The organism is Thioclava sp. JE_KL1, assembly GCF_009296265.1.
Lineage (GTDB): Bacteria > Pseudomonadota > Alphaproteobacteria > Rhodobacterales > Rhodobacteraceae > Thioclava.
In genome coordinates this window covers 14,480-36,023 of sequence record NZ_WBJS01000007.1, presented here as the reverse complement: position 1 = coordinate 36,023, position 21,544 = coordinate 14,480, and the positions used below count along the sequence as shown (strand labels likewise).

19 protein-coding genes are annotated in these 21,544 nt (G+C 66.1%); 10 read left to right on the top strand and 9 right to left on the bottom strand.

Annotation, left to right across the window (positions count from 1 at the left end):
* Window positions 1-39: 39 nt before the first annotated feature.
* The 5 genes from F8R15_RS14210 to F8R15_RS21495 all read left to right on the top strand — a co-directional run bounded on the left by F8R15_RS14210 (window position 40) and on the right by F8R15_RS21495 (window position 4,387).
* Window positions 40-327 carry a FeoA family protein gene (locus tag F8R15_RS14210; protein WP_078522079.1) on the top strand — a complete coding sequence of 96 codons (288 nt, stop codon included), beginning with the start codon at window positions 40-42 and terminating at the stop codon, window positions 325-327.
* Window positions 324-2,231 carry a ferrous iron transporter B gene (locus tag F8R15_RS14205; RefSeq protein WP_078540349.1) on the top strand — a complete coding sequence of 636 codons (1,908 nt, stop codon included), beginning with the start codon at window positions 324-326 and terminating at the stop codon, window positions 2,229-2,231. The genes F8R15_RS14210 and F8R15_RS14205 overlap by 4 nt, the downstream gene beginning before the upstream one ends.
* Window positions 2,232-2,347: 116 nt before the next feature.
* Window positions 2,348-2,995: a HupE/UreJ family protein gene (locus tag F8R15_RS14200; protein WP_152845032.1), complete on the top strand. Its 648-nt coding sequence runs from the start codon at window positions 2,348-2,350 to the stop codon at window positions 2,993-2,995.
* A complete protein-coding gene (locus F8R15_RS21500; RefSeq protein WP_172976232.1) occupies window positions 2,985-3,785 on the top strand; it encodes a hypothetical protein in 801 nt (266 codons plus the stop codon). The genes F8R15_RS14200 and F8R15_RS21500 overlap by 11 nt, the downstream gene beginning before the upstream one ends.
* Window positions 3,782-4,387, top strand: a complete 606-nt coding sequence (locus F8R15_RS21495; protein ID WP_172976231.1) for a DUF1007 family protein — start codon at window positions 3,782-3,784, stop codon at window positions 4,385-4,387. The genes F8R15_RS21500 and F8R15_RS21495 overlap by 4 nt, the downstream gene beginning before the upstream one ends.
* 96 nt (window positions 4,388-4,483) lie before the next feature.
* Here F8R15_RS21495 and F8R15_RS14190 read toward each other — a convergent pair whose 3' ends face one another.
* The gene (locus F8R15_RS14190) at window positions 4,484-5,599 is read right to left on the bottom strand and encodes a CaiB/BaiF CoA-transferase family protein (protein ID WP_152845030.1); all 1,116 of its coding nucleotides are present in this window, start codon (window positions 5,597-5,599) and stop codon (window positions 4,484-4,486) included.
* Window positions 5,599-6,819 (bottom strand): acyl-CoA dehydrogenase, encoded by a 1,221-nt coding sequence (locus tag F8R15_RS14185; protein ID WP_152845029.1) that lies wholly within the window; start codon window positions 6,817-6,819, stop codon window positions 5,599-5,601. Before F8R15_RS14185 ends, F8R15_RS14190 begins: the two co-directional genes overlap by 1 nt.
* A 134-nt stretch (window positions 6,820-6,953) precedes the next feature.
* On the opposite strand from F8R15_RS14185, the gene F8R15_RS14180 reads away from it, so the two are divergent.
* Window positions 6,954-7,844 (top strand): LysR substrate-binding domain-containing protein, encoded by an 891-nt coding sequence (locus F8R15_RS14180; protein WP_152845028.1) that lies wholly within the window; start codon window positions 6,954-6,956, stop codon window positions 7,842-7,844.
* Here the strand turns inward: F8R15_RS14180 and F8R15_RS14175 are convergent.
* From F8R15_RS14175 to puuE, 4 genes are all read right to left on the bottom strand, one after another.
* Entirely contained in the window at window positions 7,841-8,968 is a 1,128-nt protein-coding gene (locus F8R15_RS14175; RefSeq protein WP_152845027.1) for a zinc-dependent alcohol dehydrogenase family protein, read from the bottom strand. The two genes, F8R15_RS14180 and F8R15_RS14175, sit on opposite strands and share 4 nt — an antisense overlap.
* A gap of 76 nt (window positions 8,969-9,044) precedes the next feature.
* The gene (locus F8R15_RS14170; RefSeq protein ID WP_152845026.1) at window positions 9,045-9,533 is read right to left on the bottom strand and encodes an ureidoglycolate lyase; all 489 of its coding nucleotides are present in this window, start codon (window positions 9,531-9,533) and stop codon (window positions 9,045-9,047) included.
* Between the two features lie 80 nt (window positions 9,534-9,613).
* Complete coding sequence (locus F8R15_RS14165; RefSeq protein ID WP_078540358.1) at window positions 9,614-10,447, bottom strand: bifunctional allantoicase/(S)-ureidoglycine aminohydrolase; 834 nt, start codon at window positions 10,445-10,447, stop codon at window positions 9,614-9,616.
* Entirely contained in the window at window positions 10,447-11,862 is a 1,416-nt protein-coding gene (gene puuE, locus F8R15_RS14160) for an allantoinase PuuE (protein ID WP_152845025.1), read from the bottom strand. The genes F8R15_RS14165 and puuE overlap by 1 nt, the downstream gene beginning before the upstream one ends.
* A 196-nt stretch (window positions 11,863-12,058) precedes the next feature.
* Between puuE and F8R15_RS14155 the strand changes: the two genes are divergently transcribed.
* The gene (locus F8R15_RS14155; protein ID WP_152845024.1) at window positions 12,059-12,487 is read left to right on the top strand and encodes a hypothetical protein; all 429 of its coding nucleotides are present in this window, start codon (window positions 12,059-12,061) and stop codon (window positions 12,485-12,487) included.
* Here F8R15_RS14155 and glpK read toward each other — a convergent pair.
* Both glpK and glpD read right to left on the bottom strand, forming a co-directional pair.
* Entirely contained in the window at window positions 12,481-13,971 is a 1,491-nt protein-coding gene (glpK, locus tag F8R15_RS14150) for a glycerol kinase GlpK (protein WP_152845023.1), read from the bottom strand. The two genes, F8R15_RS14155 and glpK, sit on opposite strands and share 7 nt — an antisense overlap.
* Before the next feature lie 21 nt (window positions 13,972-13,992).
* Window positions 13,993-15,552, bottom strand: a complete 1,560-nt coding sequence (gene glpD, locus F8R15_RS14145; RefSeq protein WP_152845022.1) for a glycerol-3-phosphate dehydrogenase — start codon at window positions 15,550-15,552, stop codon at window positions 13,993-13,995.
* A 314-nt stretch (window positions 15,553-15,866) separates the two neighbouring features.
* Between glpD and F8R15_RS14140 the strand changes: the two genes are divergently transcribed.
* Complete coding sequence (locus F8R15_RS14140) at window positions 15,867-16,790, top strand: aldose epimerase family protein (protein WP_152845021.1); 924 nt, start codon at window positions 15,867-15,869, stop codon at window positions 16,788-16,790.
* A gap of 45 nt (window positions 16,791-16,835) precedes the next feature.
* Here F8R15_RS14140 and xylB read toward each other — a convergent pair whose 3' ends face one another.
* Window positions 16,836-18,272 carry a xylulokinase gene (gene xylB, locus F8R15_RS14135; RefSeq protein ID WP_152845020.1) on the bottom strand — a complete coding sequence of 479 codons (1,437 nt, stop codon included), beginning with the start codon at window positions 18,270-18,272 and terminating at the stop codon, window positions 16,836-16,838.
* A gap of 156 nt (window positions 18,273-18,428) precedes the next feature.
* Between xylB and F8R15_RS14130 the strand changes: the two genes are divergently transcribed.
* Window positions 18,429-19,457: a sodium:calcium antiporter gene (locus tag F8R15_RS14130; protein WP_152845019.1), complete on the top strand. Its 1,029-nt coding sequence runs from the start codon at window positions 18,429-18,431 to the stop codon at window positions 19,455-19,457.
* A gap of 142 nt (window positions 19,458-19,599) precedes the next feature.
* Complete coding sequence (locus F8R15_RS14125) at window positions 19,600-21,522, top strand: DEAD/DEAH box helicase (RefSeq protein ID WP_152845018.1); 1,923 nt, start codon at window positions 19,600-19,602, stop codon at window positions 21,520-21,522.
* The last annotated feature ends 22 nt before the right edge of the window (window positions 21,523-21,544 follow it).

The following is a 21,544-nucleotide window of genomic DNA, read 5'->3' as shown; positions in this document are numbered from 1 at the left end:
AGCGAAGACCAACTCGCGACCCATCACGGAGGTGCCCTCATGAAGGCCAGCCCTATCGAGAACGAAACCTGCAAATGCGCGCTGCCGCTTGGCCAGTGCCGTCGTGGGTTCCGGGGCACTCTGGTATCGGTCTGCCCGCTCGCCGGGAATGACGGCTATGACGCGGACGAGTTGGAGCTGCGCCTGCTGGAGCTTGGCTTCATCGAGGGCGCTTCGGTCCACATCCTTCACGAAGGTCCGTTCGGACGCGATCCGATTGCGGTGCGCGTGAACGACACCACCGTCGCTCTGCGGCGTGCCGAGGCGATGGCCATCCTCGCGGAATGACGTCGGCACCTGCCATAAACCAGCCCAAAGCAGCCCAGACCGACCCCGACGCCCAGCCGATCGAGGCGGCGCTTGTCGGTGCGCCCAATTGCGGCAAGACGGCACTGTTCAACGCGATGACCGGCGCGACCCAGAAGGTCGGCAACTATTCCGGCGTGACCGTGGAGCGCAAAGTCGGCGTGGCCACCACGCCTGCGGGCCGCAAGTTCGCCCTGATCGACCTGCCCGGTACCCATTCCTTGCGCGCCCGCTCCCCCGATGAGGAAGTGACCCGCGACGTCCTGCTGGGCCAGCGCCCGGGCGAGCGTGTCCCCGACATGATCCTCGCGGTGGGCGATGCGACCAACCTGCGCGGCGCGCTGCGTCTGGTCTCGGAACTGAAGAAAATCGGCCTGCCGATCGTGATGATCCTCAACATGATCGATATCGCGCGCCATCGCGGGTTGCAGATCGACCATGTCGCGCTGAGCGAGGAACTGGGCATCCCGGTGATCCCGGCGACCGCCGTGCGCCGAGGCGGGCTGGACGAACTGTGGTCCGCCGTGGATCCGATGCTGGAAGCCGGTCTCGACGCACCGCAACCCTCGAGCTGGGCCGTGCCGAGCACCCATGACATGCGGGTCTCGATGCGCGAGGCCGAACGGCTGGTGAAGACCCATGTGATCCAGCCGCCAGAGCCGGACACGGTGTCCGCCAAGATCGACCGCGTCGTGCTGCACCCGATCGCCGGGCCGATCATCCTGCTCGCAATTCTCTTCGTGATGTTCCAGGCAGTCTTCTCCTGGGCCGCGCCGTTCATGGACGCGATCGACTGGGCGTTTACCTCCGTTGGCGCGGCGGTGACGCAGCTGCTGCCGGACGGGCTGATCCAGAGCTTCATCGCGGACGGGCTGATCGCGGGCATCGGCTCGGTCATCATCTTCCTGCCGCAGATCCTGTTCACCTTCCTCTTCATCCTGCTGCTGGAAGATTTCGGCTACATGGCGCGAGCCGCCTTCCTGATGGACCGGATCATGGGCCGCGCGGGGCTGAACGGGCGCGCTTTCATCCCGCTTCTATCGAGCTTCGCCTGCGCGATCCCCGGCATCATGGCCGCGCGGGTGATCGACAATAAACGCGACCGGCTGACGACGATCCTCGTGGCGCCCCTGATGACCTGCTCGGCGCGCATTCCCGTCTATACGCTGATCATCGCGGCCTTCATCCCGAACACGAAAGTCCTCGGCGGGCTGAGCCTGCAAGGACTGGTGATGTTCGGCCTTTATGCGGCGGGCGTCTTCTCGGTCCTCGCGGTGGCTTTCGTCGCGCGCTACCTTTTCGCCCGCGAAGAGCGGTCGGCCCCGCTGATGCTCGACCTGCCCGACTACAAAACGCCGATCCTGCGCAATATCGCGCTGGGGCTTTACCAGCGTGCGCGGGTCTTCCTGCGCCGCGCGGGCACGGTGATCTTCTGGGCGATGGTCGTGATCTGGTTCCTGTCGACCTTCCCGATGGCCCCAGAAGGCGCGACAGAGCCCGCAATCAACTATTCCTTCGCCGCGATCATCGGCCATTTCGTCGCCCCGATCCTGCATCCGTTGGGCTTCGACTGGCATATCGCCGTGGCGCTGGTGCCGGGCATGGCCGCGCGCGAAGTCGCCGTGGCCGGGCTCGCGACGGTCTACGCGGTAGGCGGCGAGAACGGGCTGATCCACACGCTTTCCGATCAGTGGAGCCTCGGCACCGCGCTGGCGCTCCTCGCATGGTATATCTTCGCGCCGCAATGCATCTCCACGCTGGCGGTGATCCGGCGCGAGGCAGGCTCGGCGAAATGGATGTGGGTCGCCGTGGTCTACATGTTCGCGCTGGCCTATCTCGCGGCCTTCGCGACCTATCAGATCTCCGCCCTGCTCGGCGCGGGCTGAGCGCGCGCCCGGCCCCTTCAATCGATGGTGAGACGCGGTGAGCTATTTGCCGCCTTGAGTTTCGCGTCCCGATCCGGAAGATGCCGCCCAACAATCACGGGACAGAGAACCATCGCATGATCCATCGCCGCCTCGCCGCCTTCGCGGGCCTTGTCGCCTTGATGCTGCCGCAGGTGGCCGCCGCCCATATCACCGCGACCGGCTCGGGCGGGTTCACCGCGGGGTTCGAGCATCCGCTCTCGGGCTATGACCATTTCCTCGCGATGTTCGCCGTGGGTCTTTGGGGCGCGCAGATGGGCGGGCGGCAGGTCTGGCAATTGCCGGTGACCTTTCCGCTTATCATGGTCGTGGGCGGCGTGATCGGCATTCTCGGCCTGCCGTTGCCGGGGATCGAGATCGGGATCGCCTTGTCGATCGTGGTGCTCGGCCTCGCCATCGCCGCCGGGTGGAAACCCTACGAATGGGTCGCGCTGGCGATCATCTCGGTCTTCGCGCTCTATCACGGCTATGCGCATGGGGCGGAACTGCCGCTGGCCGCCGACCCGGCCGATTTTGCGATCGGCTTCGTGTTGGCGACCGGGATGATCCACGTGATCGGCGTCGGCGTGGGCCTCGTGCTGGAGCCGATCCGGGGCGGCCAGCTTTCGCGCGGGCTGGGTGCGATCATAGCGGTGGTCGGGCTCGGCTTCCTTGCGCTGGCGCTGGGTTACCTGCAATCTCAGCTCGGGTTCCTGCAAGGTGGGTTACGCCTCTTTGGCCATTGATGCATCGCATAACCGTTCCGGTCTCGGCTGGCTGCGTCACCTCTGGGTGCTGGCCGGGCTGACCGCCCTGATCGTTCTGGCGGTGATCCCGCCCGCAGACCGCGGCGAGACCGGCGCATGGCTGATCCGCGACGCGGTCGCGCTCGAGCGGCTGTTCCCACTGTTTGGCTTCGGGATCGCGCTGGCCTTGGTCGGGCGGCGCGCGGCGCTGATCGCGGCGCTCCTTTGGGCGGTCGGGATCGCGCTCGGCTTCACCTTCCGCATCGAGCTGATGGCCGCGTTGCAACAACTTCCCGGCGCGATTACGCATCACTTCCTGACCATGCCGATCTCGGCCATCGCCATCGGCGCGACGCTCGCATTGGGGCGGTGGTCGCGGCCCGCGCTGATCGCGCCTGCGGGCTTTGTTCTGGGGGTGATGTATGCGCTCTCGGTGAAGCTGTCCGACCCGAGCTATGGCGGAAAACCGTGGGTCTTCCTCGCCGGGATCGGGTTGGGAGTCTGGCTGATCGGCGCGGTCTATCTGGTACTGCGCAGCTGGCAGGCGCGCTGGTTCGAGATCGCGGGCAGGATCGTCGGCAGCTGGCTGGTCGCGATCGGGCTCCTTTATGGCGGGGTCGCGCTGATGGGTGGCAAGCTGAAGCCGAAGAATGCCGATCCCTCGACCGCGGCCTCCGAGAACGCGCCCGCCGCAGATGCCGCCGTGCCCGAGGCCGATGCCTTCCCGAGCTTTGGCGCGCCACCGCCCGCCGCCCCGCCGGGTACCAAGAAACCGGATTTCCAGCCATGATCCGCCGCGCCGCCCTCCGCCGTGCCGTTTTCGCCCTCGCCGCCCTGATCGGACTCGCGCCGGGATTGGCCGCAGCGCACCCGGAAGACGAAATCCTGATCCGCCTGCTCGTCGGCATGGAGAGCGGCAAGGTCACCCATATCGGCGAAAGCTGGACTTTCGACCCGACCGTTTCGGACTGGCTAATCCAGACCTTCGACAAGAATGGCGACGGGGCTTTCACCGGAGACGAGCTTGCGCCGCTGCAAGACGCGGCGAAGCAGAATTCGGAAGGCTCGTTCTTCTACACCCGGTTCTGGAAAGGGGCCGAGCAACTGCCCGACCCGCAGATCTACGGTTTTCAGGCGATGGTGAAGGATGGGGCCGTCACGATGGCCTTCGCGCTCGCCCTGCCCCAAGCCGAGAACCCGAACGATCTGCGCATCGAGATGTATGACCCCGAGAACCTGACCGGACTGGTGCCGGTGAAATCCAACCCGGTGGTGATCCGGGGGTTGGCCGACGGCGCGACTTGCGTGCCGAACGTGTCGATCAATCAACCGGATGTGCATGGCGGACCGGACAATATCCCGATTGCGCTGACACTGGCTTGTAACGGGTGACGCCCGCACGCGCTCGCGTGCAAAACTGAAGTCGGGAGGGGGCGCTGCCCCCCGCGCTGACGCGCCCCCCGGGATATTTCCACCAAGAGGAAGAGGCTAGTCGACCTTTAGTTTCGGGGCGGGTTTCGGATCGGCAAGCGGCGTGTCCGAAAAGCGGATCGGCGTGCGGATACCTGGGATGCCCTCGGCCTCGATCCGCATCCCCCGCGCCTCAACCTGCGGGTCGGCGAAGACCTGATCGACGGAGTTGATCGGCCCCGCGGGGACCGTCGCCTTTTCGAGCGCGGCGAGCAGATCGGCGCGCTGCCAATGCGCGAGCGCGGGCAGGAGCGTTTCGCGCATCGCTGCGCGATTGGCGACGCGGGCCTCATTCGTGGCGAAGTCCGGGTTGGTTGCAAGGTCGAGGCCCAGCACTTCGCAAAGCCGCCGGAACTGCCCGTCATTGCCGACAGCGAGGATCAGATCGCCATCCTTGGCACTGACAACCTCATAGGGCGCGATGTTGGGATGCGCATTGCCCAGACGCTGCGGCGCATTGCCGGTCGCGAGGAAGTTCATCCCCTGATTGGCGAGCACGCCCACCGCGCAATCCAAAAGCGCCATATCGACCATCTGCCCGCGTCCGGTGCGCGCCCGCGCGGCCAGCGCCGCCTGAATGCCGATCACCGCGTAAAGCCCGGTGAAGATGTCGGCGAAGGCGACGCCCACCTTTTGCGGCTGGCCTTGCGGGTCGCCGGTCAGGTCCATCCAGCCCGCCATGCCCTGGATCAGGAAGTCATAGCCCGCGCGGCTGGCATAGGGGCCGTCCTGCCCGAAACCGGTGATCGAGCAATAGACGAGACGCGGATTGATCGCCGAAAGGCTCTCGTAATCGAGCCCGTATTTCTTGAGGCCGCCGAGCTTGAAGTTCTCGATCACCACATCGGCGTCCTTGACCAGATCGCGCACGATCTTCTGGCCCTCCTCGGTGCGAAAATCGGCCACGACCGAAATCTTCCCGCGATTGGTGGCGTGGAAATAGGCGGCCGAGCGGCCCTCGGGCCCGTCGCCTTCGCGGGCGATGAAGGGCGGGCCCCAACGACGCGTATCGTCGCCTTCGGGCGCCTCGACCTTTATAACGTCCGCGCCGAGGTCAGCGAGCACCTGACCGGCCCAGGGACCGGCCAGAATGCGCGCCAGCTCGACGACTTTCACACCTTCCAGCGGGGCCATCAGAAGAAGGCCTGCAGGCCCGTCTGCGCACGGCCCAGGATCAGCGCGTGGACGTCATGGGTGCCCTCGTAGGTGTTCACCGTCTCGAGGTTGACCATGTGGCGGATTACCTGAAACTCGCCCGAAATCCCGTTGCCGCCATGCATGTCGCGGGCCATCCGCGCGATATCCAGCGCCTTGCCGCAATTGTTGCGCTTGATGAGCGAGATCATCTCGGGCGCGGCGTCGGCTGCGTCCATCAAGCGGCCCACCTGCAGCGCGGCTTGCAGGCCCAGCGTGATCTCTGTCTGCATATCGGCGAGCTTCTTCTGGAAGAGCTGCGTCTGCGCCAGCGGCTTGTTGAACTGTTTGCGGTCGAGCCCGTATTGGCGCGCGGCGTGCCAGCAGAACTCGGCCGAGCCCATCACACCCCAGGCGATGCCGTAGCGCGCGCGGTTGAGGCAGCCGAACGGACCTTTCAGTCCCTCGACATGCGGCAGCAGCGCGTCTTCGCCGACCTCGACGCCGTCCATGACGATCTCGCCGGTGATCGAGGCGCGCAGCGACAGCTTCTGCCCGACCTTCGGCGCGCTCAGCCCCTTCATGCCCTTCTCCAGCACGAAGCCGCGAATCTTTCCGCCATGGGCTTCGGACTTCGCCCAGACGACGAAGACATCCGCGATCGGCGAGTTGGTGATCCACATTTTCGAGCCGGTGAGGCGGTAGCCGCTGTCGGTCTTCTCGGCGCGGGTCTTCATGCCCGCCGGGTCCGAGCCCGCGTCGGGTTCGGTCAGGCCGAAACAGCCGATCCACTCGCCCGAGGCCAGCTTCGGCAGATATTTCTGGCGCTGCTCCTCCGAGCCATAGGCGTAGATCGGATACATCACGAGGCTGGATTGCACCGACATCATCGAGCGGTAGCCGCTGTCGACGCGCTCGATTTCGCGCGCGATCAGGCCGTAGGAGACATAGCCCGCGCCGATCCCGCCATATTCCTCGGGGATGGTCGCGCCCAAGAGGCCCATCTCGCCCATCTCGCGGAAGATCGCGGGGTCGGTGGTCTCATTCTCGAAGGCCTCGATCACGCGCGGCTGCAGCTTGTCCTGCGCATAAGCACGGGCCGCATCGCGCAGCATCCGTTCATCTTCGCTCAGCTGGGTTTCCAGACGCAGCGCGTCGTCCCAGGTGAACTTGCCCAGATCGGGGGCGTCCTTGGCTTTGAGCGTGGGGCGGTCGGTCATGGCGGGTCCTCGGAGGCTATCTTTGGTTGCGTCGGACTCTAGGCATCGGGGCGCGCGGCGCAAACGATTAAATTTGCGAAGATGATGAGTTTTGCGCATGATCCAGCGAACCACAGCGGAGCACCCTCGCGACCATGCGCAAGAGCTATACCCCGACGATCAACGAGCTGCAGGCCTTCGCCGCCTGTGCGCGCTTGGGCACGACGACACGGGCGGCGGCGGAGTTGAACCTGACGCAATCGGCGGTGTCGCGCTCCCTCGGGACGTTGGAAGAACGGCTGGGCGTGGCACTGTTCGACCGGGTGCGCAAGCGGCTGTCTCTATCCCCTGCGGGTCAGGTTTTTCTGGCGCAGGCAGAGGAAATTCTGCGCCAGATCGACCGCGCCGCGATGGGGGCGATGGCTTTCGGAGGTGCGCGGGCGGTGCTGCGCATGGCTGTGCTGCCGAGCTTCGCGCGCTCGTGGCTGATCCCGCGGCTGGCGGGGTTCGAGGCCGCGCAGCCGGAGGTGAGCCTCGATCTGAGCGCGCGGCTGCTGCCGGTGGAGTTCGAGCATGAGCCCTTCGATCTGGCGATCATGCGCTCAAGGCATGAACCGGCAGGCGCGGAGGTCGAAAATCTGGTGGCGGAGGAATTGATCGTCGTGGCCGCGCCGAACCTGATGGCGGGGCGTGCGGCGTTGGAGGACGACGCGCTACTAGCCCTGCCGCTATTGCAGCAATCCACGCGCCCGACGCTCTGGCTCGACTGGTTTCGCGAGAGCGGGCGCGATGCGCGGCATATCCTGCGCGGCGCGCGGTTCGATCATTTCGACATGATCCTCGATGCGGCGAGCGCGGGGATGGGGCTGGGGCTGGTGCCCGCGATCATCGCGGAAGGGACGCTGGCCTCGGGGCGGCTGGTGCAGGCGACGCCGCGCCGGTTTGCGACGGGCGAGAATTACGCGCTGATCCTGCCCGAGCGCGCGCGGGAGGCGCCGCATGTCAGCGCCTTCCGCGATTGGTTGCGCGCCGAGATCGGCGCTTAGTCGAATACGATGACCTGCCGGATCGCCTCGCCCGCCGCGAGCCGCTCGAACCCTTCGTTGATGTCTTCGAGCTTGAGGCGATGGGTCATCAGGTCCGGGATCGGCAGTTGCCCCTGCACCATCATCTGCGCGAAGCGCGGAATGTCGCGGACCGGCACGCAGGAGCCCATGTAAGAGCCCTTCAGCGCGTGCTCATTCGCGGTCAGCGACACGGCGGGGATTTTGAACTCCGCCTGCGGATTGGGCAGGCCCGCCGTGACGGTCGTGCCGCCGCGCCGGGTGATGGAGTAGGCGAATTGCAGCGCCGGGGCCGCGCCGGCCAGCTCGACGGCCAGATCGACGCCGCCGCCAGTGAGGTCGCGCAGCTTTTGTACCGCCCCTTCCTCGGTCGGGTCGATGGCATGGGTCGCACCAAGCTTCAGCGCGAGGTCGCGCTTATCCTCTGCAAGATCGACGGCGACGATGGTGCGCGCGCCCGCCGCGACCGCGCCCAGAAGCCCCGCGAGGCCGACGCCGCCAAGCCCGATGATCGCGCAGCTTTGCCCGGTCTTCAGCCCGCCCGAGTTCAGCACCGCGCCGACGCCGGTCAGCACCGCGCAGCCCAGAAGGGCCGCCTGGTCGAGCGGGATAGACTCGTCGATCTTCACGCAGGACGCCTCGGAGACGACTGCGTAATCCGAGAAGGCCGAGACGCCGATATGGTGGTTCACATGCTCGCCCGCGACCGAGATGCGTTTCGATCCGGTGATCAGGCTACCCTTGCCCGCCGCGACCGCTGCAGGCTCGCAAAGCGCAGGCCGCCCCTCGGCGCAGGGCACGCAATGGCCGCAGGAGGGGGCGAAGACGAGAACGACGTGATCGCCGGGCGCGAAGCGGGTGACATACGGGCCGACAGCCTCGACCACGCCTGCCGCCTCATGGCCCAGCGCCACGGGCATGTCGCGCGGGCGGTCGCCGTTGATGACGGACAGGTCCGAATGGCACAGGCCCGCAGCCGACATCTTGATGAGCAGCTCACCCGGGCCGGGATCGTCCAGCTCGGCCTCGACGATCTCCAGCGGCTTGCTGTCGGAATAAGGGCGCGCTCTGCCCATTTCGCGCAGAAGTGCGATCCGCGTTTTCATTCTTGCTCCTCCCCAAAACGATTTGGCGCAGCTTGGGAAAGTTCCGCGGAAGTGTCCATGCCCCTTTGACGAAGGGTCAGGCGATGACGGTGAAGGGGGTGTCCAGAGGATGCTCTTCGAGGTTCGCGCTCTCGCCGATCCGGTCGACCACGGCGAAGAGACCGGGCGCTGCGAGCGGCGTCAGCACCCCGTGCCAGGTGCCGCGATGGAAGTTGATCCCCTGCGCACCATTGGAGAGAAACGCGCGCGGCGAGCCGGGTTTGCTGTCCGCATCGGGGGCGACGATCACGAGAAACGGGTCCGCGCTCATCGGAATGAAGGCCTGCGAGCCTTCGGGGTGCCGCTCCAGCAGATCGCAGAGATAAGGCAGCGCGCGCGGTTCTGCCTTGAAGATCGAAATGCCGGCGCGACCGCCCGTCTCCGCCCCGAAATCGAGCTGCGCGCGGTCGTGATAGCGCCCGCACATCCCGGCATTGATGATCTTGTCGGGGTCGCCTGCGGCGTCGAGCACGTCGCCGAAGGGCGCGAAGGCCTCGGGCGTCAGCGGTTCGGCTTTGATTTGCATCGCGGGGCTCCGGGTGCTGGCGGAAGAGAGGGGGCACTGCCCCCTCACCCCCGGGATATTTCAACCAAGCCGAAAGGGGATCAGCCCGAGATGGGCGAGCCAAGCTTCGGGTGGCGGTTCACGTCCTTGTAGAGCAGGTAACGGAACGGGCGGCGGCCCGCGGCGTAGCAGGCTTGCGGGCAGAAGGCGCGCAGCCACATGAAATCGCCTTCTTCCACCTCGATCCAGTCCTGATTGAGCAGGTAGACGCCCCGGCCCTGCAGCACGAAGATGCCGTGCTCCATGACATGGGTTTCCGCGAAGGGGATGGTGCCGCCCGGCATGAAGGTCACGATATTGACGTGCATGTCGTGGCGCAGGTCGTTCGGATCGACGAAGCGCGAGGTCGACCAGTAGCCCGAGGTGTTGGGCATCTCGAGCGGCGGTTTGTCCTGATCGGCGGTGACGAAGCTTTCCGGCGCGTCGATGCCCGGCACGCGCTCATACCGTTTGCGGACCCAGACGAAGGTGCCGGGCGTGTCCTGATCGTTGGCGACCGACCATTGCGCGCCCGGCGCGAGATAGGCGTAGCCGCCCGCGTCCAGCTCATGGCCGACGCCCTCGATCACGAGGCGGATGTGACCGGCGAGCACGAAGATCACGCTTTGGCCCTCGGGGTCGGGTTCGGGATTGTCCGAGCCGCCGCCCGGCGCGACTTCGACGACCAGCTCCGCGAAGGTCTCGGCAAAGCCGGAGAGCGGACGGGCGAGCACCCAGGCGCGGGTATTCTGCCAGCCGGGCAGCAGCGAGATGGTGATGTCGGACAGCACCCCGCGCGGGATCACCGCGTAGGAGGTGTTGAATTGCGCGCGCTCGCGGGCGCGCTGGTTCTGATCGGGCAAACCGCCCGTCGGGGCGTAATAGGTGTATTCCATCAAAGGTCCATGGCGTTCATGCGATGCCACGCGATCCGCTCGACCTGCTTGCAGGCCTCACGGAATTCCGTCTCGCGGTCTTGGTCAAGCCGGCGGCGGAAGGCGTGGAGGATTGACGCCTTCGTATTGTCTTTTACCGCAATGATGAAGGGGAAACCGAATTTTTCGGTATAGGCGGTGTTGAGCCCTTCGAATGTGGCGCGCTCTTCATCGGTCAGCGCATCGAGCCCGGCGCTGGCCTGCTCGGAGGTGCTCTCGGCGGTGAGGCGCTTGGCCTGGGCGAGTTTGCCCGCGAGATCGGGGTGCGCGGTCAGCACGCCGAGGCGTTCGGCCTCCGACGCCGAGCGGAACATACGGGCCAGTGCCGAGGCCACGCCCTCGAGGCAATCATGCGCCGGGCCGAGCTCCAGATCGAAGGCACGCTGCGCGATCCAGGGCGAATGTTCGTAGATGCCGCCGAAGGCTTCGACGAAGCGCTCCCGGCTCATCTGGCTTGGGCGCTCGCGGCGGGTATGCGGGTGGGTCGCAGCCCAATGCGCGGCGATCTCTCCCCGGGTCGCAAACCAGACGCCCTCATGCGAAAGCGCGTAATCGAGGAAGCGCTTCAGCCCCGCCACCTTGCCAGGCCGTCCGATCAGGCGGTTATGCAGGCCGACCGAGAACATCTTCGGCGCGCCGTCCAGCCCTTCGGAATAAAGCGTATCGAAGCTATCCTTGAGATAGGTGAAGAACTGCTCGCCTTCGATATAGCCCGGCGCGGTGGCGAAGCGCATATCGTTGGCCTCCAACGTATAGGGGATCACGAGCTGATCTCGGGTGCCGACCTCCAGCCAATAGGGCAGGTCGTCGTCATAAGTGTCGGAAATCCAGTCGAAACCGCCTTCTTCGGCAGTCAGCCGCACCGTGTTGGGCGAGCAGCGCCCGGTATACCAGCCGCGCGGACGCTCTCCGACGACTTCCGTATGCAGGCGGATCGCCTCGACGATCTGGCGGCGCTCTTCGTCTTCCGCCATGTCCTTGTGCTCGACCCATTTGAGGCCGTGCGAGGCGATTTCCCAGCCCGCCTCTTTCATCGCGGCGACCTGTTCGGGGGCGCGGGCCAGCGCGGTCGCGACGCCATAGATCGTCAGCGGCACGTTCAGCCCCGTGAACAGCCGGTGCAGCCGCCAGAAGCCTGCGCGCGCGCCGTATTCGTAGATAGACTCCATGTTCCAGTGCCGCTGACCGGGCCATTGCGCGGCGCCCGCGATATCGGACAGGAACGCCTCGGAGGCCGCGTCGCCATGCAGGACGTTGTTCTCGCCGCCCTCTTCGAAGTTCAGCACCATCGAGATCGCCACGCGCGCCTCGCCCGGCCAATGCGGATCGGGGGTCGTGCGGCCATAGCCGCGCAGGTCGCGGGGGTAGCGGGTCATTAGGTGGCTCCTGTCTTCGGGTCGGATCGGGACAAGAAAGAGCAAAACGCGCGAAAGGGAAAGCCCTCTCTCGGCGTCGGAGAGGGCTTGGCAGGCGGGGCACAGAATCGTTGCGCGATTTGAGAGCCCTTGGCATGATTTCGGGCATCAAGACATTGCGTACCCTGCCCTTTCCGCTCTGCCCGGAGGCCCTCCCATGCGCCAATTGCTTCGTCTTATCGCCATCGTCCCCCTGCCGTTCATTGGATTTCCCGGCCTGTCAGCCGCACAGGACTGGACCCAGATTGCGGCCTACTCCGCCTTTATCGGCCCGCAGGATATGCGGAATTCGAAGGGCGCGGCCCTGAGCTCTCTCGGCGCGGCCTTGCAGCAGGATCGGGCGAATTATCATCGCTTCGGGCTAAGGGATGCGCGCGACGAGTCTGATCCGGTCTTCGCGGATCGCGCCACGCGGGCGCGTATCCCCGCGATGGTCGAGGCGGGCGGCGATACGCGGGGCAGCTTCACGCAAATGGTGCGCGCGGGGCAGCCCTTCGGCGTCTATGTCTTCGTCTGCGGCTACGGGCGCACCCCGTCTGCGATCTATATCGCCGGCTGGGGCGAAGATCACTCGGGCTGCTACTGAGTGATCGAGATCGCCGCGGCGACCGCCTTTTTCCACTCGGCGTAGCGGGCTTCGCGTTTGGCCTCGTCCATCGCGGGGGCGAAGTTGCGATCGAGCGCCCAGCCCTTCGCGAACTCTTCCGGCTCGGGATAAATCCCCGCCTTGTAGCCCGCGAGCCATGCTGCGCCGAGCGCGGTCGTCTCCAGCACTTCGGGCCGGTCGACAGGCGCCCCGAGGATGTCCGACAGGAACTGCATCGCCCAATCGGAGGCCGTCATGCCACCATCGACGCGCAGGGTCGGGCGGGCGTCGTCGGACCAGTCCGCCTGCATTGCCTCCAAGAGGTCGCGGGTCTGGAACCCCACCGATTCCAGCGCCGCGCGGGCGAACTCGGCGGGGCCGGAGCTGCGGGTCAGGCCGAAGACCGCACCACGGCAATCGGGGTTCCAGTAAGGCGCGCCGAGACCGGTGAAGGCGGGCACGATGATGACGTCCTGCTCGGGGTCGGACCGCTCGGCCAGCGCCTGGGTTTGATCGGCGGCTTCGATGATCTTCAGCCCGTCGCGCAGCCATTGCACCACGGCCCCCGCGACGAAGATCGAGCCTTCGAGCGCGTAGGTCACCTTGCCATCGAGCTGGTAGGCGATGGTCGTCAGCAGGCGGTTCTCCGAGCGCACCATCTGATCGCCGGTATTGAGCAGCGCAAAGCACCCGGTCCCATAGGTCGATTTCAGCATGCCCGGCTTGAAGCAGGCCTGCCCCACCGTGGCGGCCTGCTGATCGCCCGCGACGCCGAAGATCGGGATTTCCGCACCGAAGAGATCGGAGTGCGTGACGCCGAACTCGGCGGCGCAATCCTTGACCTCGGGCAGCATCTCCATCGGCACGCCGAGCTTGGCAGCGATGGTCGTCGACCAGCGGCCCTTGGCGATATCGTAGAGCATCGTGCGCGCAGCATTGGTCGCATCGGTGACATGCGAGGCGCCGCCCGTCAGTTTCCAGATCAACCAGCTGTCGATGGTCCCGAACGCGAGCTTGCCCGCCTCGGCCTTCTCGCGCGCGCCGTCGACATTTTCCAGAAGCCAGCGCAGTTTCGTCGCCGAGAAATACGGGTCTACGATCAACCCGGTGCGCGCGGTGACGGTCTCTTCGAACCCGTCCTCGCGTAGCTCGCGGCAGAATTCGGCGGTGCGGCGGTCCTGCCAGACGATGGCGTTGTGGATCGGCTTGCCGCTCTCGCGATCCCAGACCAGCGTCGTCTCGCGCTGGTTGGTGATGCCTATGCCGGAGATGTCGGAGGCCGCGACCCCGGCCTTCTCGATCGCACCGCGCACGGTCGCCAGCACGCTCTCCCAGATCTCCTCGGCATCATGCTCGACCCAGCCGGAATGCGGGAAGTGCTGCGTGAATTCCTGCTGCGCGCTCGCCACGGGGCGCAGCGCATCGTCAAAGACGATCGCGCGCGACGACGTGGTGCCTTGGTCGATTGCCAGAATATAGGTCATGGTTTCCTCCCGTTTCGCGCGTCAGCCTGCGTGCTCCTCCAGCCACGCGGCGACAGAGTTGACCTGATCGGCATCGAGCCGCAAGCCCAGCTTGGTGCGCCGCCAGATCACGTCCTCGACCTTGCGCGCCCATTCCTTTTCGACGAGCCAGCGCAGCTCGGCCTCAGTCAGCGTGCCGCCGAAATCGCGGCCCAGATCGTCCAGCGCCTTGGCATCGCCGAAGATGTCCCAGGACTCGGTGCCGTAATGGCGGATCATCCGCTCGGCCCATTTGCGATCCACGAAGGGGTAATCCTGCGAGAGCTTGGCGATCTTGGCGCCGACCTCTTCGGGGGCGAAATCGCCGCCCGGAAGGCGGGCGCCTTTCGTCCACGGGCCACCCATGCCGGGCAGATGCGGGCGCAGCTTGGCGAGCGCATCCTCGGCCAAACGGCGATAGGTGGTGATCTTGCCGCCAAAGACATGCAGCGCCGCGGGTTGGCCCGCGGGTGCATCGAGCGAGAGCACATATTCGCGCGTCGCAGCCGTGGCTGAACTGGCCCCGTCCTCGTAGAGCGGGCGCACGCCGGAATAGGTCCAGACGACGTCGTCGGGCGTGACCTCTTCCTTGAAATACTCGGACGCGAAATCGCACAGGTAATCGCGCTCAGCCTCGGTGCATTCGGCGGCGAGCGGCGAGTCCTCATGGGCGGCCTCGGTCGTGCCGATCAAGGTGAAGTCCTGTTCATAGGGGATCGCGAAGATGATCCGCCCGTCCGCGCCTTGGAAGAAGTAGCATTTGTCGTGATCGTAGAGCTTGCGCGTCACGATATGGCTGCCGCGCACGAGGCGGATGTGCTCGCGGCTGGCGCTGCCCATCGTGCCTTTCAGGATTTGTTCGACCCACGGGCCACCGGCATTGACCACGGCTCGGGCCATATGCTCTTCGCGCCCATTCGGCCCTTCGGTGGTGATCACCCAGTGACCGCCGTCGCGATGCGCCTCGACCACCTTGGTCTGCACGCGAATGTCGGCGCCATGCGCCTCGGCGTCGCGGGCGTTGAGCACGACGAGCCGCGCATCCTGCACCCAGCCATCGGAGTATTCGAACGCGTGGGTGAAGCTGTCCTTCAGCGGCGCACCCTCCGGGGCGTTGCGCAGGTCGAGACGCTTGGTGCCCGGCAGAAGCCCCTGCCCGCCCAGATGGTCGTAGAGGAACAGCCCCGAGCGGATCATCCAAGACGGGCGCTTGCCCTTCATCCACGGCATCACGGTGGAGAGCATTTTCGAGACGGGCGTATCGCTCTCGAAACGCATATCGGCGCTGTAGGGCAGCACGAAGCGCATCGGCCATGAGATATGCGGCATTGCGCGGATCAGCACCTCGCGCTCGGACAGCGCCTCGCGGACCAGTTTGATCTCGAGATATTCGAGGTAGCGCAGCCCGCCGTGGAACAGCTTGGTGGAGGCCGAAGAGGTCGCCTGCGCAAGATCGCCCATCTCGGCCAGACGCACCCGCAGGCCCCGTCCGGCCGCGTCGCGCGCGATCCCGCAGCCGTTCACCCCGCCGCCGATCACGAAGAGATCTACTGCTTGTGGCATTTTGCGTACTCCCGCTAGCGCCTGTCGCTTGTGCACTAAAAGGCGCGTTAACTTTCGTTATTGTCAAATATAATGAATTTTCGCGCAAAATCGAGCATGAATACCTCTGCACACAAGATTCCGCGTGCTCATCACGAAACTTTTAAGGAACAATTGCGTTGGGTATGATGTGGCTCGGGATGTGCGGCCCGCGCCCAAAGCGCTGAAAGTGGCGATGTAGCTAACTCGCCTCAGGTATTGATCGAGATTAAAGTCATAACGTGAAGAGAGGGTTACGCTAGGTTAGCCTCGTCGAGAAACGGACAGGACACAGCATGTTCGATCACGAATCAGAACTAGAGATCGGGCTTGCATCAGGGATGCTGGTGCGCATCGATCCAAAGGGCGCGCGACTGACAAGCGTTGTGCTGCCAAGCGACGACGGTCCGGTCGAGCTTCTCATCGGCCCCGATCCGAAACAGAAGACACGCGATTTCCACGGGGCGACGATCGGGCGCTATGCCAACCGCATCGCCGGAGCGCAATTCACGCTCGATGGCGAGCAGTTCCAGCTAGATGCGAACGAAGGCGGGAACTGCCTTCACGGCGGTGGCAAGGGGTTCGACCAATGCGACTGGACCGTTGTCGCGCATTGGATCAACGCGGCGACACTGCGGCTCGAAAGCCCGGATGGCGATCAGGGCTTCCCCGGAAATCTCGTCGCGGAGGTGAGCTTTGCGGTATCGGACCCAGAAACTCTGAGCATCACTTACCGCGCATGCTGTGATCGCGCTTGCCCGGTGTCTCTGACCTCGCATGGGTATTTCAATCTCGCGGGCGGCGGCTCGATCGCCGATCACCGACTGAAGCTCAATGCCAAACAGGTTCTCGAGGTAGATGCCGAGAAACTCCCCGTAGGCGGGCCGCGCGACGTGGCTGGCACACGCTTCGATTTCCGCGAACCGGCCCCGGCGCTGGGGCCCGATGGCGCGGGCTTCGATCACAATTTCTGCGTCGGCTCCGGCGGGATGCGCGAGGTGGCGGTGCTGAGCGATCCGGCCTCCGGACGCAGCATGACGATGCTGAGCAACCAGCCCGGATTGCAGGTCTACACCGCACCGTCCGGCGACAGCTTCAACGCGATCTGCCTGGAGCCGCAAGCCTGGCCCGATGCGCCCAATCACCCTGAGTTCCCCTCGACGATCCTGCGACCGGGCGTGGAATATGTGAACCGGATCCGTCTGCAATTCTCGAGCTGATCTCCGCGACGCCGCGCCGGTCGCTACCGCGCGGCGCGGGATCGGTCAGGTCAAACCCCGCAGCGCAGCACCGGCCTGACGGTAGCGGTCGTAGCCTTCGTCGAACGCCTCGCGCAACGCGGAGACCGGCTCGATCGTCGCGGCGATCTCGGGCGGGGCCGCGATGTCCAGCCCGCCGCCCGTCGCGGCCATCATCCCAAGCCTCGCCGCCCCGAACGCGCCGCCATAATCGCCCGCCACCGGCAGGGCCACCGGCGTGTCGAGCGCGGTTGCGATCGCCTCGCACCAATAGCGCGAGCGCGTGCCGCCACCTACGCCGAGCAGCGTCTCGATCCGGGTGCCGGTGCCGGCCAGCGCGTCGCGGCAATCGCGCAGCGCGAAGCTCACCCCTTCCAGCACGGCGCGCGTGGTCGCGGCGCGATCGGTCGCGTGTTCAAGCCCGATGAACGCGCCGCGGATCGCCGCATCGTTGAGCGGCGTACGCTCTCCGCCGAGATAGGGCAGGAACCGCGCCTTGCCCGGCGCCTGCAGCGGGCCGAGGCCCTCGGTCAGTTGCTTGGCGTCGCTCTCCAGAAGCCGCGCATACCAGTTCAGCGCATCGGTCGCGGCCAGCACCACGCCCATCTGGTGCCATGTCTGCGGCAGGGCGTGACAGAAGCTATGCACCGCGCTCGCCGCATCGGGGCGATAGCCGTCATCGGCGGCGAACAGCACGCCCGAGGTGCCGAGCGAGACAAAGGCCTGTCCGGCCGCCACGACGCCGACGCCCACGCCCGAGGCCGCGTTGTCGCCCCCGCCGCCCGCGACGACGACGCTGTCCGGCAGACCGAAGCGCGCCGCGATCTGCGGGCGCAGCGTGCCGGAGACGTCCGAGCCCTCGACGAGGCGCGGCATCTGCTCGCGCCGCATCCCGGTGGCCGCAAGCAGCGCATCAGACCAGTCTCGCGCGCCGGTATCGAGCCAGCTCGTCCCGGCAGCGTCGGACATCTCCGAGACATGCTCTCCAGTCAGCCAGAGCCGCAGGTAGTCCTTCGGCAACAGCACCTTCGCCACTTTCGCGAACCGCTCCGGCTCGTGCTTGGCGAGCCAGACCAGCTTCGGCGCGGTGAAGCCGGGGAAGACGATATTGCCGCTGATCTCGCGGAATTGCGGCTCCGCATCGAGCGCCGCCGCCTCGCGATAGGCGCGGGTGTCGTTCCACAGGATGCAGGGCCGCAACACCTCGTCCTGCGCGTCGAGCAGCGTCGCGCCATGCATATGCCCCGACAGCCCGATCCCGCGCACCGCCGACAGATCGTGCTGCGCGAGCGCGCCGAGCACTGCCTCCATCGCCGCGATCCATTCGGCGGGATCCTGTTCCGACCAGCCCTCCTGCGGGCGCGAGACGGTGAGCGGATGCGTCGCCTCGGCGACCACGCGCTGCGCCTCGTCGATCAAGAGCCCCTTCAGCCCCGATGTGCCCAGATCCAATCCGATAAACATGCTTGTCCTCCCGCGCGCTGATTGGCGCCGACACTAACGTCTCTGTTGGGCATGTCGACTCCCCAGCCCTCTGCAGAGGCGCTCGGCCATCACGCCCTTAACGGAACCGTGAGCGCGCAGCGCGGTTGCCTTTCGAACAGCGACCCCGGAGCCTTCATGATCGCCTCACTTTCGACCCCGCTTCTGCTCGGCGTCTTCACCCTCGCCGGGCTGATCGTCGTCATCTCTTCCATCAAGGCGACCGGGCTGGCCGATGTGATCGCGGATCGCACGCGAATGGGCGAAGCACTTGCGGGCGGGATCGTGCTTGGGGCCGCGACTTCGCTGTCGGGGATCGTCGTTTCCGTGTCGGTCGCCGCACAGGGCGATGCGAGCTTCGCCTTCTCCAACGCCGTGGGCGGGATCGCCGCGCAGACCTTCTTCTTGGCGCTGGCCGACATGCTGCACCGACGCGCCAATCTCGAACACTCCGCAGCAGAGCCCGCGAACCTTTTTCAGGCGGTGATGCTAATCGTGCTGCTGTCGATCCCGCTCGCCGCGACCGCCGCGCCCGACTTCGCGATCTGGGGGATCAGCCCGGCCTCCGTAGTGCTGTTTCTCGCCTATCTCGGCGGCACGAAACTCGCGACCCAGGTGTCGGAGACGCCGATGTGGAAGCCGGTCGAAACCCGCGAGACGCGCCGTGACGAACCCGAAGACGAAGAGGAGGCGAACCGCTCGCCGCGCGGCCCGATCATCGTCTTCATGGGCCTCGTCGTCATCATGGGCCTCAGCGGTTGGGTCATTTCGCAGGCCGGGCAGGAATTCGTCACCCGCTTCAGTCTCAGCTCCTCGCTGGTGGGCGCGCTGCTGACGGCGGTCGTGACCTCGCTGCCCGAACTGGTGACGACGCTGACGGCTGTCCGTCGCGGTGCGTTGCAACTGGCCATCGGCGGGATCATCGGCGGCAACACTTTCGACACGCTGTTCCTCGTCTTCTCCGATGGGGCATATCGTGACGGCTCGCTGTATCACGCGGTCTCGATGTCGGACCTCTACTGGCTGGCGACGGGACTGATGATGACGGGCGTGCTGCTCGGCGGGTTGATCCTGCGCCAGAAGGACGGGCCGGCCCGGATCGGGATCGAGAGCCTTCTGCTGGTCGCGATCTACGCCTCGGCGGTGGTGCTGCAAGTCCTCGCCTGACCAAGAATTATTGCCCATTGCGGGCGGATTCCCCAAATAGGCAATATACATTTGCCGCAGGGACCGTTATGCAGGCGCCTTCCGCACGGGCTGCCAGAGCAGAGCGGCCCGTCCCTTACGTCATTGCTTGGACGACTTTCCGATGATCCCCTCCCTTTCCGCAGCGCTCGCCGAGCGCGGCTACGACACTCTCACTCCCGTGCAGGACGCGGTGACCGATCCCGCGCTGGAGGGCAAGGACCTGCTGGTCTCTGCCCAGACCGGCTCGGGTAAAACGGTCGGCTTCGGTCTCGCGATCGCCCCGACCCTCCTGGGCGAGGCCGAAAGCTTCGGCCCGGCTGGCACGCCGCTTGCACTCGTCGTGGCCCCCACGCGGGAACTCGCCTTTCAGGTCATGCAGGAATTGCGCTGGCTCTACGCCAAGACCGGCGCCATCGTCAGCTCCTGCGTCGGCGGCATGGACCCGCGTCAGGAACGCCGCGCCCTCGAACGCGGCACCCATATCGTGGTCGGCACGCCCGGTCGTCTGAGCGACCATATCCGCCGCGGCGCGCTCGATCTGAGCGACATCCGCGCGGTCGTGCTCGACGAGGCCGACGAGATGCTCGATCTGGGCTTCCGCGAAGACCTCGAATTCATCCTCGGCTCCGCCACGGAAGAGCGCCGCACGCTGCTGTTCTCCGCCACCGTCTCGCCGATGATCGCGAAGCTGGCCGAGCAGTTTCAGAACGACGCGCAGCGCATTTCGACGATCAACACCGCGCAGCAACACTCCGATATCGCCTACAAGGCGCTGAAGGTTGCGGCCTCGGATAGCGATCATGCGATCTTTAACCTGCTGCGCTATCACCATGACGAAAGCGCCATCGTTTTCGCCAACACCCGCGCGGCGGTGAACCATCTCAGCGCGCGTCTCGGCAATCGCGGCCTCTCGGTCGTGACGCTGTCGGGTGAACTGTCACAGGCCGAACGCAGCCACGCGCTGCAGGCGATGCGTGACGGGCGCGCGCGCGTCTGCGTGGCGACCGATGTGGCCGCGCGCGGGATCGACCTGCCGAACCTGAGCCTCGTGATCCATGCCGATCTGCCGCAGAACCCCGAGAGCCTGCTGCACCGTTCGGGCCGGACGGGCCGCGCCGGGCGCAAGGGGATGTCCGCGCTGATCGTGCCGCCGCGCATGGTCAAACGTGCCGAACGTCTGCTGAAATTCGCGAAGATCAACGCCGAATGGAGCGTGCCGCCCTCGGCCGAGTCGATCATCGCGCGCGATGAAGAGCGCCTGCTGACCGATCCCGATTGGCGCGAGCCGGTCAGCGAGGATCAGGCGGCGTTTGCGCGCAAGCTGCTCGACCGGCACGGGGCCGAGGCTGTCGCCGCCGCCTTCCTGCGGCTGCAGCAATCGCGCAATGCCCCGCCCGAAGACCTTCTGCCGCCGGACACCAAGGGGCAGTCCGAGCGTCAGGAATTCGGCCCGAGCCGTTGGTTCACGCTGTCGGTCGGGCGCAATGACCGGGCCGAGCCGCGCTGGCTGCTGCCACTGCTGCGCCGCCATGCCGATCTCGACAAATCGTCGATCGGTGCGATCCGCGTGCGCGATGACGAGACCTTCGTCGAGATCGCCGAGAAGAGCGTCGCGAAATTTGCGGCCTCGCTTGGTCCCGATGGCGAGCTCTCCGACGAGATCAAGGCCCGTGCCCTGAACGGTGAACCTGATTTCGGACCGCCCCCGAAAAAGCGCCGCGCCGACAAGCCGCATGGCAAACCGGATCGCGGTGATCGCGGCGAGCGTCCGGCCAAGGCGCCCCATCGCAAGGGGCCGCCCAAGGCTCCACGCGACGACGCCCCGGAGGAGAGTGCGAAGACCAGCGGTTGGAGCCCCGACGACGAGGCCGTGTTCGCAGCCCTCGCGGACATCCCGCCGAAGAAGCGCAAGCCCAAGCCCGAAGGCGGCGCCGCCCCGAAGGGCAAAAAGCCCCGCGCGAAATATGCAGGCCCCGGCAAAGGGCCGCATCCGGGCAAAGGCGGGAAGCCCAAGCCCGGCGGCCCGAAGAAGCCGCGCAAGTGATGGTATGATTTTGCAAAAGGCC

Bases quoted from the DNA above. Each gene is read 5' to 3' on its own strand.
- F8R15_RS14210 (WP_078522079.1), top strand. From the start codon at position 40: ATGAAGGCCAGCCCTATCGAGAACGAAACCTGCAAATGCGCGCTGCCG.
- F8R15_RS14205 (WP_078540349.1), top strand. From the start codon at position 324: ATGACGTCGGCACCTGCCATAAACCAGCCCAAAGCAGCCCAGACCGAC.
- F8R15_RS14200 (WP_152845032.1), top strand. From the start codon at position 2,348: ATGATCCATCGCCGCCTCGCCGCCTTCGCGGGCCTTGTCGCCTTGATG.
- F8R15_RS21495 (WP_172976231.1), top strand. From the start codon at position 3,782: ATGATCCGCCGCGCCGCCCTCCGCCGTGCCGTTTTCGCCCTCGCCGCC.
- F8R15_RS14190 (WP_152845030.1), bottom strand. From the start codon at position 5,599: ATGGCCCCGCTGGAAGGTGTGAAAGTCGTCGAGCTGGCGCGCATTCTG.
- F8R15_RS14185 (WP_152845029.1), bottom strand. From the start codon at position 6,819: ATGACCGACCGCCCCACGCTCAAAGCCAAGGACGCCCCCGATCTGGGC.
- F8R15_RS14180 (WP_152845028.1), top strand. From the start codon at position 6,954: ATGCGCAAGAGCTATACCCCGACGATCAACGAGCTGCAGGCCTTCGCC.
- F8R15_RS14175 (WP_152845027.1), bottom strand. From the start codon at position 8,968: ATGAAAACGCGGATCGCACTTCTGCGCGAAATGGGCAGAGCGCGCCCT.
- F8R15_RS14170 (WP_152845026.1), bottom strand. From the start codon at position 9,533: ATGCAAATCAAAGCCGAACCGCTGACGCCCGAGGCCTTCGCGCCCTTC.
- F8R15_RS14165 (WP_078540358.1), bottom strand. From the start codon at position 10,447: ATGGAATACACCTATTACGCCCCGACGGGCGGTTTGCCCGATCAGAAC.
- puuE (WP_152845025.1), bottom strand. From the start codon at position 11,862: ATGACCCGCTACCCCCGCGACCTGCGCGGCTATGGCCGCACGACCCCC.
- F8R15_RS14155 (WP_152845024.1), top strand. From the start codon at position 12,059: ATGCGCCAATTGCTTCGTCTTATCGCCATCGTCCCCCTGCCGTTCATT.
- glpK (WP_152845023.1), bottom strand. From the start codon at position 13,971: ATGACCTATATTCTGGCAATCGACCAAGGCACCACGTCGTCGCGCGCG.
- glpD (WP_152845022.1), bottom strand. From the start codon at position 15,552: ATGCCACAAGCAGTAGATCTCTTCGTGATCGGCGGCGGGGTGAACGGC.
- F8R15_RS14140 (WP_152845021.1), top strand. From the start codon at position 15,867: ATGTTCGATCACGAATCAGAACTAGAGATCGGGCTTGCATCAGGGATG.
- xylB (WP_152845020.1), bottom strand. From the start codon at position 18,272: ATGTTTATCGGATTGGATCTGGGCACATCGGGGCTGAAGGGGCTCTTG.
- F8R15_RS14130 (WP_152845019.1), top strand. From the start codon at position 18,429: ATGATCGCCTCACTTTCGACCCCGCTTCTGCTCGGCGTCTTCACCCTC.
- F8R15_RS14125 (WP_152845018.1), top strand. From the start codon at position 19,600: ATGATCCCCTCCCTTTCCGCAGCGCTCGCCGAGCGCGGCTACGACACT.